The organism is Zhongshania sp., from assembly GCF_029212375.1.
Taxonomy (GTDB): domain Bacteria; phylum Pseudomonadota; class Gammaproteobacteria; order Pseudomonadales; family Spongiibacteraceae; genus Spongiibacter.
Map to the genome: position 1 here is coordinate 68,254 of NZ_JARGNU010000001.1, position 15,531 is coordinate 83,784.

Sequence of the window (15,531 nt, forward strand, 5' to 3'; positions counted from 1 at the left end):
ATGAATATGCAGGAAAATATTGCGCTTTGGGAAAAGGCAGCCAAAGCTATTGATTGGTTTCATTCACCTACGATTACCCTCGATGACAGTCGGGCACCGCTATACCGCTGGTTTAGCGACGGCCAGTGTAATACCAGTTATAACTGTCTAGATCGGCATGTGGCGGCCGGTCGCGGCGATCAAACCGCACTGATTTACGACAGCCCAGTTACCGATTGTGTGGAGCACATTAGTTACGCGCAATTGCTAAAGCGAGTAGAGCATTTTGCTGGCGCATTAAAAGCCCTTGGCATAGAAAAAGGCGACCGCGTCGTTATTTATATGCCTATGGTGCCAGAGGCCGCCGTGGCGATGCAGGCCTGTGCGCGCATTGGCGCTGTTCATTCCGTGGTGTTTGGGGGCTTTGCCGCTAATGAATTGGCCTCGCGTATCGATGACTGCGAAGCCAAGCTGGTGATTTCGGCGTCTTGCGGCATCGAGCCAACTCGCCTAATTGCTTACAAACCGCTGTTAGACGAGGCTATTGAATACTGTAAGCATCCGCCAGAAAAATGCATCATCCTGCAGCGACCACAGTTGCAGGCGGATATGAAGGCCGGTCGGGATTTGGATTGGCACGATTGTGAAAACAATGCAGCGCCTGCAGAGTGCGCTGTGCTGCAGGCCACTGATCCGCTGTATATTATTTATACCTCCGGCACCACCGGTAACCCCAAGGGTGTTATTCGCGACAACGGTAGTCATTTGGTTGCGATGGACTGGAGCTTGGAAAACATCTACGGAATCGATCCCGGTGACGTGTTTTGGGCGGCCTCGGATATTGGCTGGGTAGTGGGCCACTCTTATATTGTTTACGGCCCGCTTATTCGCGGCGCAACTGCGCTGATGTTTGAAGGCAAGCCGGTGGGCACGCCAGACGCGTTTAGCTACTGGCGCTTGATTGAACGCCATAAAGTGAAGGCAATGTTTACCGCGCCCACAGCGATTCGCGCCATTAAACAACAAGATCCCGAGGGCCACGGCCCAGAAGACTTTGATCTTTCCAGTTTGCAAAACCTGTTTTTGGCGGGGGAGCGAGCTGATCCCGATACTATTCAATGGGCTGAAAAGCAGCTGAATATTCCTGTAATTGACCATTGGTGGCAGACCGAATTAGGTTGGCCTGCAGTGGCTAATTGCGCTGGCCGTGGCTTATTCCCCGTTAAATACGGTTCATCGGGCAAGTGTGTGCCGGGTTTTGATGTAGTGGTACTCGACGAAGCGGGTGACACTTTGCCAGCAGGTGAGATGGGCGCGCTGGCGATTCGCCTACCGCTGCCGCCAGGGACATTGCCGAGCTTATGGAAAAACGATCAGGGCTTTATCGATAAATACCTGAGTCACTATCCCGGCTTTTACAACGCCGGTGACGCAGGCTATATCGATGAAGACGGTTATGTGTTCATTATGAGTCGCACCGATGACGTGATTAATGTAGCTGGCCATCGTCTTTCGACAGGCCGCATGGAAGAAGTGCTCGCGGCCCACCGCGACGTGGCAGAATGCGCGGTATTTGGTGTGAATGACCCTATGAAAGGCCAAGTGCCGGTGGGCTTATTGGTATTGAACGCCGGTTTAGCGCGAACAGCAGAGGATGTGGAGAAAGAGGCAGTTGCCATGGTGCGCGACCAAATTGGTCCTGTGGCCTGCTTTAAACGTGCGGTTGTTGTAAAGCGTTTGCCTAAAACACGGTCTGGCAAGATATTGCGCGCCACTTTGCAAAAAATGGTTAACGGCGATGCCTTTAAAATTCCGGCGACCATCGACGATCCAGCAATTCTTGATGAAATCAGTTTAGCGTTAGGCTTGTCGATACCGGAAGGCAGTGACGATGATTTTCCGGAGTACTACTGGCATACGATGTTTGTTTGATTACTGAACAGTGAAATAGGTGCAGTAATAACCGGCGTTAATGCAGTTAGTTTTTATGCATAATGCCGGTATTAGGGCATAAAGTCGTGGTCAGCGGCCCTAGAGTCTTGTTTGTCGAGGTCAATTTCCTTGGCAAGCTAGGCTCAGTGTCGTTACGAATAATATCGTTTTTGGTAAGGGGCTTGACATAGGCGTGAAATAGTACAAAAATAGTTTCTCAGTAAATTACTTATAAACTATAAGAGCGGCGCTAGGCGATGCCAAGATGAGTAATTGAGTATGAATTTTTGTATTAAGTTTTTCGTCAAGCACTCACCCTTGCTGACGGTTCGGCCGCCTTGGTGTTTGGAGGTGGTCTTTTTTAATTAAATGGCTGAATTTGAAGGTGTTGTTTTACGTTACACGCCTAAAATATCAGTGTGAGTCTATAGTTATCTTGGCTTGACGGCATTGTGATTTCCCCAATACCATTACCAGTTTGCTAAACAGCGAAGAATTGGAATTGGGAGCGCGTTGGTGAGAGGAATAGATAGGCTGCGGTCAGTGGAGCGTACGACTGAGCCGCTGACAAAAGCACTGCCTGAGTTGCCCAAGCAACAGACAATACTGGTGCGTTTAGTAAGAATCGCCGCCTATGGGCTGGGTGATTACTTTACGGGGGTATTTAGTGAGCTTGGCCTGACTGAACACAGCTACCATGCTTTGTGTGTTCTGGTTGCGAGTGACAAAGGCCGAGCGTCTCCTAGTGAGCTGAGTGAACTGGTGGGTACGAGTCGTCCGAATATGTCAAAGGTCATCGTTACCCTAGAAAAGGCCGGTTACGTTTGCAAAGAGGCGGGAAAATTAGACGGCCGTCGCGCGGTAGTCGCGATTACTAAACTCGGTAGGCAGGTGGTTAGCAAGGCCACCCCGAGTGTTGCAGGCCCAGTGAATAATGCCTTTTCAGGGCTCGATGCTGATGAGCAGGCAGAGTTAGATCGATTATTACGAAAGGCAATTGTGTCTTTTGATGAGGCCAAGTTTCGCTAGAAAGAGCTGAGCTTGGTGTTATTACAACAAGCGAGGTATAGAGCGATGGATGAGAAAACCGCCTTTCGGCATGAATTAATTAGCGCATGGTGCGGCCCAGCCTTCTTAATTAGCTTTATTATTTTTTGGGTTATTCTTGGGCAGAATTTCCCTAACCCTTCACCGGCCTTAACGGCTGACGCACTGCAAGCGCGCTATGCAGAAAATCTTGGCTCTATTCGGCTTGGATTTATTATCTCGATGATTATTGTGGTTTTTTACCTGCCATGGACCGCCTTACTCAGCACCCAAATGGCACGTATAGAAGGTCGTTTCCCAGTAATGGCCTACCTCCAGTTACTTGGCGGTGGCTTAACCGTGATGGTGGTTTCTTTTAGCGCGTTTTTCTGGGTGGCGGCGGCATTTCGTCCCGATCAAGACCCAGCTACCACACAAATGCTAACGGATTTAGGTTGGTTGTGTATTGACCTTCAATACGCCTGTACCACCTTGCAGATGATTGCAGCGGCCTTGGTTGGCTTGGCCGATAAGCGTGAAGTACCACTTTTTCCAAGATGGGCATGTTACGTCACCATCTGGTGCGGTCTTAGCTTCCTGCCTGCGAGTTTGACGGGGGTTCTTAAGACCGGCCCCTTTGCTTGGGACGGTATACTGAGTTACTACATTCCTTACGCTTGCTGGCTTGGCTGGTACACAATTGCCAGTACTTACATGATCAAAGAAGTGAACCGCCGTATAAAAGCAAGTGAAGGTGCTGCTGTAACTAGCCCGAGTTTGTCTCGCGCGTAGTAAAATCTGCTGGCTCGGTAATTCTATTAATTTAAAGAGTTTTCCGAGCTACCGATCAGCTGCTGATTAGAATAAATATCCGTTCGTGGCTGATCGGGATCCTTGATCTTAAATAAAGGGAGTAGTGCGTGAGCGTTTCTACTATTGAAAAAGAAAGAGCGCCGGCTGTAGAAGAAGGCATCTTAATATTTATTTTTGCTGATATGTGTATGTTCGCCTTGTTCTTCATCACCTACTTGATGGAGCGTAATGCTGATCCTACAGTGTATATAGCTTCGCAAGCGAAGCTAAATCAAACCTTGGGTGCAATTAATACACTCATACTCTTGCTTAGTTCTTGGTTTGTGGTGCTGGCGGTAAAAGCACTTAAACGAAATGCTCAGCAGGCTTGCGCTGTATTTCTTGCGTCAGCATTTTGTTGTGGTGCAGTTTTTATTGTAAATAAGGCGATGGAATACAGCGCGAAAATTCAAGATGGCGTGACCATTCTGAGCAATGATTTCTTTATGTTTTATTACATTATTACCGGTATTCATTTGGCGCATGTGGTCGGTGGTATGGTGATTTTGCTGGTACTTTTTATAAACACTCGGCGAGGTAAGTATAGCGCTAACAATATTGCTGCCGTTGAAAGTGGTGGCGTTTATTGGCATATGGTTGACTTGCTGTGGATATTTATTTTTCCGCTAATCTATTTTTTGGGAGCGTGAATATGGCGCTGTTTCGCGATAATAAAAATCTGGTCGCCATGGGTTTGTTGCTGGCAACGATTGTGTCGTGGTTCACATTTGAAGAATTTCATGGCTATGTGATTGCATCGGTAGTGATAATTTTGATCTCTACGGTCAAGGTTAAGGCGGTTATGAGCTCTTTTATGGAGATAGAGGCAATGCCTGGGCCATGGAAATACATGATGAACGGCTGGTTGGCGGTGGTTTGTCTGTCTATGCTGATAGCCGAGTTAATGTAATGAATCCTGCGTAACTCATTGATTTGTAGTACTTATATAATAAAAGTAAAAGTGTATTGATGCGCGCCTGTGGAAATTTCTGTGAATTGTGCAGAGTATCCCATGAGCTTAACTGCTTTGTTGTTGTTCAAAATTACCAATCAGTAACCTAGTGCTTGCAAATACATAGTTTCGTGGTAAATTATATTGAAATTAGTTAGTTTGCGAAATATGGTTTTGCGAAGTAGTTATAAAAATAATCTTGGGGTTCTAGAGAGGATTTATATATGAAGAAGATTGTAGCCCTTGTTGGGGCTTCCCTGTTGAGTAGTGGCTTTTCGTACGCGCAAGATGTGAATACACCTGCGCCAGCGGTTAAAAAAAGCAGTAATAGATTACTTGAAGAGGTTACGGTTACTGCTCAGAAGCGTGAGGAAAACTCGCAAGATGTACCTATTAGTATTTCTGCTTTTAGTGCCGAAAAATTGGACGCGTTTGGTATTGAAAGTACCGCAGATTTAGCACGTATAACCCCAGGTTTAACGTTTACGTTTACCTACGGTTACACCTTGATTTATTTGCGTGGTGTCGGTACCGATGCATTCCTGCCCTCGGCTGATCCAAGTGTTGCAACCTACATTGATGGTATCAATATTCCGTCTAGCCAAGGTAAAAATGACACCTTAGGTCCAGTTGAACGGGTCGAGGTATTAAAAGGCCCGCAAGGCACACTGTTTGGTCGGAACTCCACCGGTGGCGCGATCAATATTGTTACTGCAAATCCACCAGAAGAATTCGTAGGCTCGATTAACGCGGAATACGGCGTTTACGATTTAGATAGTATCGATCAAACAGTAGACAAAAAATCGTATAGCTTATATGTGGGTAGCCCTATTACGGAAGATGTGGGCTTTACCTTTGCCTACTTTGAAGAATTGCCAATGATCATGGGCAAGAACACCACCGATGTTGGGGTTCCAGCGCCTGAGCGTAAAGACTTCACCAAAGGTGGTCGTTTGAAGTTGCGCTGGGATATAAGCGATACCTTTAGCGCAACGCTAATAGGGTCTTATATTCATCAGTTTAACGGTAACTCGTTGGTTAACGAAAATACCCGCCCGTCTGGCCTTGTTACTGGCGCCTATGAACCCGATACGGCCGATCGTAATTGGCACAATGACGTTCAAGGCGGTAACGAAACCGAAAATGCTATGTATGCTGCCGTTTTGGAATGGAGCCCAGGTCCGATAGATATGAAGTTTATCTATGCAGACAACTCTATCGAAATACCCTTTGCTGCGTATGATTATGATTCAACCGAAAATAATCAGGTAACCTTCTTTACCTTCGATGGCCAGTTTAACGAGCAGAAGACCTTCGAACTCCAGTTTACCTCGAATTCAGAGACTCCAGGCAGCGATAAGTTTGAATGGGTAACGGGTTTATATAGGCTTGAAGCGGAAGGCGGCTTCGATAGCCTGTTCTTTACCGTGGGTGGTGGCGGTTTTGCGGAAAATATCTTGCCGATTGATTCTTTGGTGGCCGCTGTTCCGCTCCTAAATGGAATACTGTCTGATCCTGCGCTTAATGTGACGCTTGAGGCGGGCTCAGTGTTATATACCGACTCAAATTCGGCGTTCTTCCAAGGTACGTATACGTTTAACGAAGAATGGAATCTGACCCTTGGCGCGCGCTACCAGTCTGAAACCCGTGGTATTCGTGATTCGTTTCTTGACGTTGTGCTGGGAACCAGTGGTGACCAGAATGATCCTTACTACCGCAGCAGAAGTCGGGAAAATAACCAGCGAGTTAGTACCTTTAGCGTTCCGGATGTTAAAGAGATTACGATGTCGCCGCGGATAGCGGTGCAGTATTTGCCGAATGAATCGACCCAAATTTATGCGTCGGCTTCGCAAGGTTTTAAAAGTCCAACATATAACACCATTAACTTCTTTTCTGATCCAGATCTAGTAGGCAAAGAAACCGCAACGGCAGTTGAGCTTGGTATTAAAACTGATTTGCTTGACGATACCTTGCGTTTAAATGCGGCTATTTTCAAAACCAGAATTAAAGATGTGTTAACCGCTATTGTATCGTTGACGTCCGGCGGCATTGTGCGTTTTCAGAATGCTGGGCAATCTGATATCGAGGGTGCTGAAATGGACTTCCAGTGGCAGCCTATGTCAGATATCAACCCTGGTCTAGCCGTTACTGGCTCGGTAACGCTTTTAGATGCTAAATATACCGAGTACACCAATGGTGCAGGCTTTGACGATGACTCCGGCTTGTATTTTGGACCAGACAGCCTTGTTGGCGACACCGCGCGGGACTTTTCCGGCAACGATGTAGTGCGTACCCCAGACATTAGTTACACGCTAGCGGCGAACCAGCGGATTAGCTTGGGTGACGCTGGCGATCTTGAAGTGGGTGTTGACTACTATTACAACGGTGGTTACAACACTACACCACAAAACTCGCCATTCTTTGAACAGGAAGCTTACGGTCTTTGGAATGCACGGCTAAGCTATTTTTATGATCCCTATGGCCTGCAGCTAACAGCTTTTGTAAACAATGCATTAGATGAAGAGTATTTTGGCACAATATTACAGCAAGACTTTGGCCGCACCGTTGTATTGGCGCCACCGCGCTTGATGGGTATGCGAGTGAAGTGGAATTTTGACCAGATGTTCTACTAATAGAATGTCATTGGTAAAAACGTCTTGGCTTTTATTTGCGCGAGTTTAGGTTTAATGACATATATTGGCATAGTAATAGTGTTAGATGATAAGGGTTTCACAGAATCCAGTCTTTCATAAGTGTAACTTTGCTATGCCAGTCTTTGCTTGTTTGACGAAATAAATTACTTTTAGGAGTATGAAATGAAAATAAAATCTTTGGTAGTGTCTACTTTACTTGCGGTCTCCGGTTTATATGCCGGTGCTGCAACTGCACAAATTGGGGGCTTGCCAGTTGTTGGTATTCTTTCTGGTGGTTTAGGGGGCGGTGGTATTCCCGTGCTCGGCTCACTGAGCGGGGGTGGTATCCCAGTGTTGGGTTCACTAGATGGTGGTATTCCAGTTTTGGGCTCACTTGGCGGAGGTGGCATTCCGGTGTTAGGTTCGTTAGATGGGCTCCCTCTTATGGGCAATCTAGACGGCGTTGTGCCTGAATTACCAGGCTTGGACGGCATAATAGATGTCGCAGCGGTGCCAAATATTGTTCCTGGGCTGCTTGCGGATTTACCGCGTAGTTTAGGCCGAAATGCGGGAGGGGTTTCTGGTGTAGTTGGACTGGTAACTCAGCTTAATCCATTGCAGTCTTTCGGTACGGTTGCTGGTATCGGCGGTAATCTGGGTGTGGGTGCTTTATATAGTCTTGTGCCGGTGATTGACGTAGTGGTAAACGATCCCTCGAACATTGTTGAATATCTTTTGGGTAATGGCACTATTCTTACCCAGTTTGGTATTTTAGGCGATCTGCCCGATATACCACTTGTTACTGCGCCCCTTGGTTTGGGCTATGCAGAGGGAATTCCGGTTTTAGGCGGCTTGTAATTGTTATGGCAGTTTTGACTTGTGAACTGCCTTAATAACTCGTTACTCTAAAAAGCGTGCACTTTAAAAAGTATACGCTTTTTTTATACCCCTAATTTCATGCATAGTAGATCACCCGTAACGGACTTCAGGTTATTTATATGATTACTCCAATAATGAATAATACAAAATCATCGTCCCCACCAACTGATAAAAAAATATTTTGTGGCGTGTGTGAGTCCTCCTGTGGTTTAGTGGCCACCATTCAAAATGACGAACTCATAAAACTCCGGCCTGATCCTGACCACCCAAATTCAAAAGGTTTTGCTTGCTCTAAAGGTCTTGCCTTTGGTGCGGTTCGGGACGATAGCGATCGCGTATTGCGTCCTTTAAAGAGAACCGATGATGGTTCTTTTGTTGCGGTCTCTTGGGAGCAGGCGCTAGACGAAATTGGCGAGCGCTTAAATGCCATTATTAAAGTGCATGGCCGTGAATCTATTGGCTTGTATCAAGGCAATTCTGTTGCTTGGAACTTCGGTGCCTTTCTCAATTTGTTTGGCATGGCGGGGGCTTTAAAAACCAAGCATTTGTACAGTGCCGCCTCTATCGACATCAATGGTTATTGGCTGGTCAGTCAATTGCTTTATGGCAGTAATTTTTTAAACCCAGTACCCGATATAGCCCGCACCGATTTTATGTTGTGCATTGGCGCTAACCCCGCGGTGTCTCATGGCAGTATGGCGAATATTGGTCGCTTCCGAGACACCATGCTTGGTGTAACAGCGCGGGGCGGTAGGGTGGTGGTTATTGACCCACGGCGCTCAGAAACCGCAGAACTTTTCGAGCATCTACCTATTCGCCCCAATGGTGATGCTTGGTTGCTCGCGGCTATGTTAAAGGTTATTTTTGATGAAGGTTTAGCAGACCTCGCTGCATTACAGCGCCAAACTTCGGGTTCTGGAATTATAGCGGATTTGTTAGCGCCGGTTTCATTGGCGCAAGCGTCCGATGCAGCAGGAATCCCTGTTGCTGAAATCCAGCAATTGGCGAGGGATTTTGCTGCCGCCCCTTCGGCCTGTGCTTACGGGCGCTGCGGTATGTCAATTGGGCCATTTGCCACCTTAAGCAAATATCTACTTGATGTGCTTAATATCGCCACCGGCAATTTAGATCGCGAGGGCGGCTGGTGTTTTGCTCGGCCATTTATTGACCTAGAAGCGCTGATGCATCAGTTGAAATCAACGGGTTATGATCGCTGGCGCACTCGGGTGGATGGCTTTCCCGAAGTGGCAGGCACGGCGCCGGTGGTAAGTATTCCTCGTGAAATTACCACCCCAGGCAAAGGGCAGTTGCGGGCAATGATGGTCATTGGCGCGAATCCGGCCACCAGTAGCCCGGCTGCTGGGGAGTTGCGAGATGCCTTTAAACAGCTCGATTTACTCATTTCCCAAGATATTTATATTACTGAAACCAGCCGTATGGCGGATTATATTTTACCGCCAACCACGTGGTTAGAGCGCGAAGGCTTTCCTATTTTTACCCAATCGCATTCTGGTGTACCCCACGCTCAATGGGTGGGCCCTACTCTAAAAGCGCGGGGCGATGTTCGCGATGACGCGTGGATTATGGATGAAATATCTAAGCGCATTGGTATTGTGCCGGCAGATTTTCCCGGTGCTCAGCTATTGGGTAAATTAGGGCTTAGACCCAGCCCCGCATTTTTGATGGACGTGGGCTTGCGCACTGGGCCGGAGGGGGATTGGTTTGGCTTGCGACCCTCAGGTTTGAGTCGCAAAAAGCTGCTAGGCAACGACGGCGCAATTAAACTTGCCGATGGATTGCCCACCGGTATTCTGAAAAAGCGGATGTTTACCAAAGACAAAAAAGTCAATCTTGATCATGGTGTGTTTAGAACTGAAATGACGCGCTTATTGGCGAGCTCTTTTGCGCAGGATGAAAACTATCCGCTAAGCCTTATTAGCCAGCGGGAGCTGCGTTCGCAAAATACCTGGCTGCACAATATTTCAAAATTGGTGGTGGCCGACCGTGTTCAGCGTTTGCGTATTCACCCCAGGGACGCCGCGCGCTATGGTATCGAAGAGGGCGATCCAGTCGAAATAAGTTCGCCCTATGGGCAAATTCGGGTGCCGGAAGCGCGTATTAGCGACGAGATGATGCCCGGTAGCTTGGCGCTCCCTCATGGCTGGGGTCACGAGGGCGGCTGGCAGCGAGCAGTTGCGGTGGGCGGTGCTGGCTACAATCAACTTACCACTAATCGTGCAGACTCGGCAGACTTGCCCAGTGGCAATGCCACGGTTAATGGGATTAGCGTGCGCATTCGTTCTCTGCGCGATGTGGTGGAGATGGCGTCATGAGCTATGTGATTACCGCGCCCTGTGTGGCAGATTATTCATGCGTTGAAGTGTGTCCTGTGGACTGTATTAGCCCTATGCCTGATGATTCTGGGTTTGACGCAGCAACGCAGCTCTATATCAACCCTGTGCTGTGTGTCGATTGCGATGCTTGTAGAGAGGCTTGCCCTGTAAACGCGATATTCGCCGAAGACCAGCTCCCAGAAAAATGGCTGGATTATATCGGCATTAACGCCGCGCACTTTCAATCCCATACTCAAACCGTTGCGGAGGTTCGTCATGATAAGTGAACGCCCCCTACGCATTGCTATTGTGGGCAGCGGCCCAGCGGGAATGTATGCCGCTGGGCATTTATTGGAAGGCCCTGGCGGCACCTTTATTAATGGTGGTTTAAACCAAATTGTTCGGCGCCCCGTTGAGGTGGACGTGCTTGAACGGCTGCCTACCCCTTGGGGCTTAATTCGCTCTGGCGTTGCGCCGGATCACCCCGATAAAAAGCGCATGGCCGCGATTTACGACAGTATTGCTAGGCGCCAGGGCTTTCGGTTTATTGGCAATGTGCAGGTGGGTAGGGATGTTAGTCCCGCAGATTTAAGCCAGTGGTACGACGGCGTTATTTACGCCGTGGGCGCAGACGATGAGCGTCGCTTGGGTATTACGGGTGAAGATCTGCGCGGCAGTGATTCAGCTCGTGCGTTTGTGAGCTGGTATAACGGCCACCCCGACTTTAGTGATTTACAGTTTGATTTACGTTGCGAGCGCGCGGTGCTGGTTGGCAATGGCAATGTGGCGATGGATGTGGCCAGAATTTTATTTTCGCCCATTAGCGCTTTGCATAATACCGATATTGCCAGCCATGCGCTGGACGCACTTGGCAAAAGTCAGCTCAAGGAAATTGTCATTCTTGGCCGTCGCGGGCCGGAGCACGCCGCATTTAACTATCCCGAGTTAATGGAGCTTGGTGAGCTTGCCGATACCGCGATAAGTGTTGAGGGCGCTGATTTATCCTTGACTCCAGAAAACGCGGACTATGAAACCCAATTAAAAGTGGCCGCCTTAGCGAAGCTGTGCAAGGAAAAATCTCAGGGTAGCCGTAGAATTGTATTTCGCTTTAATGCCGCGCCAACCGCCATTGTTGGTGGGGGGCAAGTTGCACAAATTAACGTTGTAGATAGGCGTGATCAGTCTGAGCAGGTGTTAAACGCCGGCTTGGTGCTGGCGGCGATTGGCTATCGCGGTTTGGCAATTGATGGCCTGCCTTTTGATGACGTGCGAGGTGTTATCCCCAGTTGTGACTCGCGCATTGTTGATAATGGCATTGCGATTGCTGGCGCTTATGTAACGGGTTGGATCAAGCGCGGCCCTAAAGGCATTATTGGTAGCAATAAAAAATGCGCGCGCGATGCTGTGACGGCGGTGATGGTCGATGTCGACAGTAATTTATTGCCTATGGAAGGAACGCTGTCGGCGGCGCAAGTACTTGAGGCAATCAATGCGCGGGTGAGTGTCACGCTTGGTTTTTCTGGCTGGCAGAAAATAGACAGGCAGGAGCAGTCTGATGGCCGAGCACAAGGCCGGCCCCGCCTTAAAATGACGGCGACCGGCGCTATGCTTGGTTTAGTCACTGCGGGCTAGGCTTGTTCTCCACGGCGGGCCTTTAAGGCGTTTATAAACGCGATATAGCCCGCCATATCACCTTCGATAGCATCTTTAGTGAGGCCAAATTCTTCAAGCGAATATTTAAATTTACCCTTGCTGTGGATGGGGTTGTTGTCGTTCCAGCTGTGCACTTTTTGTTGCGTAGCGTCAGTAAAACTTATACCAGCGAAACGGTAGATTTCTTCAATAACGGCGCCAGTGTCTTGCACCACGTCTTCAAAGGGGATGTCCAATATGGTGATGTTGGCATGCTCTGTACGGTTGTGTAGATGGAGCTTTAGCAGTTCAGCTAAATTCCCTTGCAGACCAATAGGGTCTACCCGCGCATCGTCAAAGGGCATGTGAAAATATTCTAATAATTTACAAATCGACGGCACGGTGGCTAATGGTGTGCGGTGGGTCATGACGAGCTTCGCATCGGGAAACACGCTCAGTAACTCCGGTTCAAATCCGTAGTAGGTCGGTGCCTTTAATCCCCAAGGTTTGTCGGGGCTTGCCAGCCCCTGCCATTGCAGGTATTTCAATACGTCTTTTAGAAACTCAAAATTGCGAATCATGCCCTGGCTGCCCAGTGCCATAAACCACGCCATATAGCTGGGTACTTCTGAGTAGGCAAAGAATGACGGCGCCACAAAACACTGCTCGGTAAGCAGCGAGTCCTCCTCGGCGGCAAAGGTCTCGAAGCTGTGGCCGGTTTTGCTCTCTGGCGCGGCTTGATCTAGCCAATGGAGGTAACTGTCGGCGGCGTCTATTCTCGGCTGGGGTGATTCGCTGGGGTCGCCGCTAAACAAGGCGGGATACTGTACCTGCCAGTAAGGCATGTAGTTAAAATCGCCGGTACTGGATAACACGCGATGAGTTTTAGTGGTGCCGCTGCGAGCCATGCCTAAGACAAAAAGCGGATTGTTAATTTTTTGATCGGCAATTTCTGGGTGGGCGGCAAAGTCGCGCATCATTCGCAGCCGATTGCATAATAGGCGTAATAATTTGCCTTGCATGGCGAGGGCGCCAGTTTGGTGTAAGCGGCTTTCGGTATTGAGGGAGTAAAGCAGTACCTCGAGTGGTTCACGTACCTCGGTGTCGATAATATCAATACCGCTGAGGCGCCGTGCCTCGACCAGTAACTCATTCATGCTCAAGGGAATGGGGTAGTGAGTAGTCATTGGCAACTTCCTTATTATTGTTGGTGGGGTGCACTGCTGCGCAGCGGCCCCATTTCTGAGATCAATACAATACCTGGCTTGGCGTTTATGACATCGGGAATACGGTTGAACAGGCAGCCCGCGGTGGTCAGGTCGCTGTCTTTGCGATTGTTGCGAAGTTCATTGCGGGGACTGCCGTCTACCGCCCAATAGACATGCTCTTCCTCGCCATCTTTGAATAACCGCAGTTCAATATTGAAATGGGCGCTAACACCCTCTTCGGTATGCGTGGTGCCAGAAATTCGGGTGCCTACCGATGTACCGGCGGGGATTGCCTCGTTGCTCCACGGGTTGGTGATCGGCCTGTCATACAGTACCGGCGCTATGCTGACTTCGCTGCGGCTAACGGTGTAGCCAACGGCGCTAAGCACATGCTCGCAAATAGTTTTGTAAGAGTTGCCGAAAGGGGCTTTGTGCAGGCCCCGTTCATAGAACGTGGCTTCGCTAATGCCGATGCCGACAAAGGCGGCTTGCTCAAAGCTACTAACTTGGCCGTATACGTCGGTAATACTGCTGTGCTCAAGCGACTTTATTTGGGTGCAGGGGCCGAGCAGTAAAATACCACTCCAAATACGCGACATATCCCAGATACCGCCGCCGCTAAAGCTCACCTTGTTTTGCTTTGCCAAGGTGTTGAGACGGGCGGCGATAGTGGGGTCGCAACCGTAGGGGTAGTAGGATTCAGAACCGTGGCACAACACATTTATACCGGCGCCAAGTAGGCGTTGATGAGCGCTAAAATTAACGCTGAGTAAATTGCTGACGGTGACAATACCAATATCCGCATCGAGATCAGCGTAGCTAGCGGTGTCGCAGTCTTGAATAATAACACCGAGCTCGCGACCTAAACCCGCCACAGGGCCGAGGTCTTGGCCTACTTTATGGCCGGCTCGATTAAAGGCGGCCACTATGGGCCAGCCGCGTTCAGTCGCGAGTTTGGCAATATGGCAGCCGTACTGGCCGGTGCCGTAAATAACGATACGGGGCGGTGGTTGTTTGGGCGTGGTCACGGCGAAATCCCTTTGCCAGTGCGCTGATTAGCAAAACCCTGCTAATCGCTTTTGGCTATTATTGTTCGATAGCGTATTTTCATCACAAGAACAGATTGGGGTCAAGAGCTACATTGGTGAGAGCTGGGGCTTAAAAGCGGATTTTGTGGCGGGGCAGCAATGTTCTTGCTTATCGCTATTCTAGGTTTTGTAGCGAGTGCCGCTTACAGGCAGTATTAAGTGGATACCGCCTGTAAGCGGCCTTGGCTAGATCTTGACCGTGGCGCTAACCATACTTTTCCAACGTTGTACCAAGCGCCGATATTGCTTGGGATTTTCGCTGATGAGCATTTTAACCACATAGCCTCTAACCAGACAAAAGCTGATATTGAGGATGTCCTCGGCAAGTTCCTTTTCCCAGCCGAGATCGACTAGCTTGTCGATCCAGGCTTTTTCGACTAGTGAGCGGCTGCTTACGGCAAGCTGGATCTGTTGCCCGCGCAATTCTTCATTTTTGCCGCCGGCCATTAAAATATCCAGTGCAACCATGAAATAGTCAGACATAAAAAAGTCTTCAGCGTCTTTCATTGCGGCGTCAATGGGATCGTCATTGGGCTTAAAAGCGGCGATATTGCGGGTAAAAATGCTATAGGATTGCTCGTAAGCATACTGCATTGCCGCCAAAGTCAGGTCATTTTTGGTGGGGTAGTGGTGTAATTGCGCGCCCTGAGAAACGCCGGCTTGCTTGGATACTGCTGAGGTGCGGAAATTGGCAAAGCCAACATCTTTGATAACGTCGAAAGCGGCTTTGGCCAAACGATAGCGCATGATGGCGGTGCGCTGTGTTTGCGGAACCCTCGCTTTTTTGGGGATTGCGGTCAAGATTGGTGTCCTCGCCATACTGCTAAAGGCTGCATTTTTTTATAAACCCTAATTGTTGTCAAACCCACGTTGTTTAAGCCAGTAGTCGCTCTGGATGGCACAGTATACTAAAAATAGTAGTGCTACTGGGTGGGTGCGCGCTAGGGGGTGACCTTGGGGGCTTTTGGCGCGTTATTGACAGGTTACGCTAGTAGTTGACGACTAGTTTAAAATGAA

At 48.9% G+C, this 15,531-nt stretch carries 13 protein-coding genes; 10 read left to right on the top strand and 3 right to left on the bottom strand.

Annotated features, from left to right (window positions below):
• From P1U47_RS00300 to P1U47_RS00345, 10 genes are all read left to right on the top strand, one after another.
• The gene (locus P1U47_RS00300) at nucleotides 1-1,911 is read left to right on the top strand and encodes an AMP-binding protein (RefSeq protein ID WP_301026505.1); all 1,911 of its coding nucleotides are present in this window, start codon (nucleotides 1-3) and stop codon (nucleotides 1,909-1,911) included.
• A gap of 543 nt (nucleotides 1,912-2,454) precedes the next feature.
• A complete protein-coding gene (locus P1U47_RS00305; RefSeq protein WP_301026506.1) occupies nucleotides 2,455-2,940 on the top strand; it encodes a MarR family transcriptional regulator in 486 nt (161 codons plus the stop codon).
• Between the two features lie 45 nt (nucleotides 2,941-2,985).
• Nucleotides 2,986-3,729: a hypothetical protein gene (locus P1U47_RS00310; protein WP_301026507.1), complete on the top strand. Its 744-nt coding sequence runs from the start codon at nucleotides 2,986-2,988 to the stop codon at nucleotides 3,727-3,729.
• A gap of 128 nt (nucleotides 3,730-3,857) precedes the next feature.
• The gene (locus P1U47_RS00315) at nucleotides 3,858-4,439 is read left to right on the top strand and encodes a cytochrome c oxidase subunit 3 (RefSeq protein WP_301026508.1); all 582 of its coding nucleotides are present in this window, start codon (nucleotides 3,858-3,860) and stop codon (nucleotides 4,437-4,439) included.
• 2 nt (nucleotides 4,440-4,441) lie between these two features.
• Nucleotides 4,442-4,699: a cytochrome C oxidase subunit IV family protein gene (locus tag P1U47_RS00320; RefSeq protein ID WP_301026509.1), complete on the top strand. Its 258-nt coding sequence runs from the start codon at nucleotides 4,442-4,444 to the stop codon at nucleotides 4,697-4,699.
• Nucleotides 4,700-4,965: 266 nt separating this feature from the next.
• Nucleotides 4,966-7,374 carry a TonB-dependent receptor gene (locus P1U47_RS00325; protein WP_301026510.1) on the top strand — a complete coding sequence of 803 codons (2,409 nt, stop codon included), beginning with the start codon at nucleotides 4,966-4,968 and terminating at the stop codon, nucleotides 7,372-7,374.
• 183 nt (nucleotides 7,375-7,557) lie between these two features.
• Nucleotides 7,558-8,232, top strand: a complete 675-nt coding sequence (locus tag P1U47_RS00330; RefSeq protein WP_301026511.1) for a hypothetical protein — start codon at nucleotides 7,558-7,560, stop codon at nucleotides 8,230-8,232.
• A gap of 155 nt (nucleotides 8,233-8,387) precedes the next feature.
• On the top strand, nucleotides 8,388-10,586 hold the full coding sequence (locus P1U47_RS00335) for a molybdopterin-dependent oxidoreductase (RefSeq protein ID WP_301026513.1): 2,199 nt from the start codon (nucleotides 8,388-8,390) through the stop codon (nucleotides 10,584-10,586).
• Nucleotides 10,583-10,873 (top strand): ferredoxin family protein, encoded by a 291-nt coding sequence (locus P1U47_RS00340; RefSeq protein WP_301026514.1) that lies wholly within the window; start codon nucleotides 10,583-10,585, stop codon nucleotides 10,871-10,873. The genes P1U47_RS00335 and P1U47_RS00340 overlap by 4 nt, the downstream gene beginning before the upstream one ends.
• The gene (locus P1U47_RS00345; protein ID WP_301026515.1) at nucleotides 10,863-12,218 is read left to right on the top strand and encodes an FAD-dependent oxidoreductase; all 1,356 of its coding nucleotides are present in this window, start codon (nucleotides 10,863-10,865) and stop codon (nucleotides 12,216-12,218) included. Before P1U47_RS00340 ends, P1U47_RS00345 begins: the two co-directional genes overlap by 11 nt.
• Here the strand turns inward: P1U47_RS00345 and P1U47_RS00350 are convergent.
• From P1U47_RS00350 to P1U47_RS00360, 3 genes are all read right to left on the bottom strand, one after another.
• Nucleotides 12,215-13,405 (bottom strand): sulfotransferase, encoded by a 1,191-nt coding sequence (locus P1U47_RS00350; protein WP_301026516.1) that lies wholly within the window; start codon nucleotides 13,403-13,405, stop codon nucleotides 12,215-12,217. The two genes, P1U47_RS00345 and P1U47_RS00350, sit on opposite strands and share 4 nt — an antisense overlap.
• Before the next feature lie 14 nt (nucleotides 13,406-13,419).
• Complete coding sequence (locus tag P1U47_RS00355) at nucleotides 13,420-14,454, bottom strand: hypothetical protein (RefSeq protein WP_301026518.1); 1,035 nt, start codon at nucleotides 14,452-14,454, stop codon at nucleotides 13,420-13,422.
• A gap of 246 nt (nucleotides 14,455-14,700) precedes the next feature.
• Nucleotides 14,701-15,315: a TetR/AcrR family transcriptional regulator gene (locus tag P1U47_RS00360; protein ID WP_301026519.1), complete on the bottom strand. Its 615-nt coding sequence runs from the start codon at nucleotides 15,313-15,315 to the stop codon at nucleotides 14,701-14,703.
• Nucleotides 15,316-15,531: the final 216 nt, after the last annotated feature.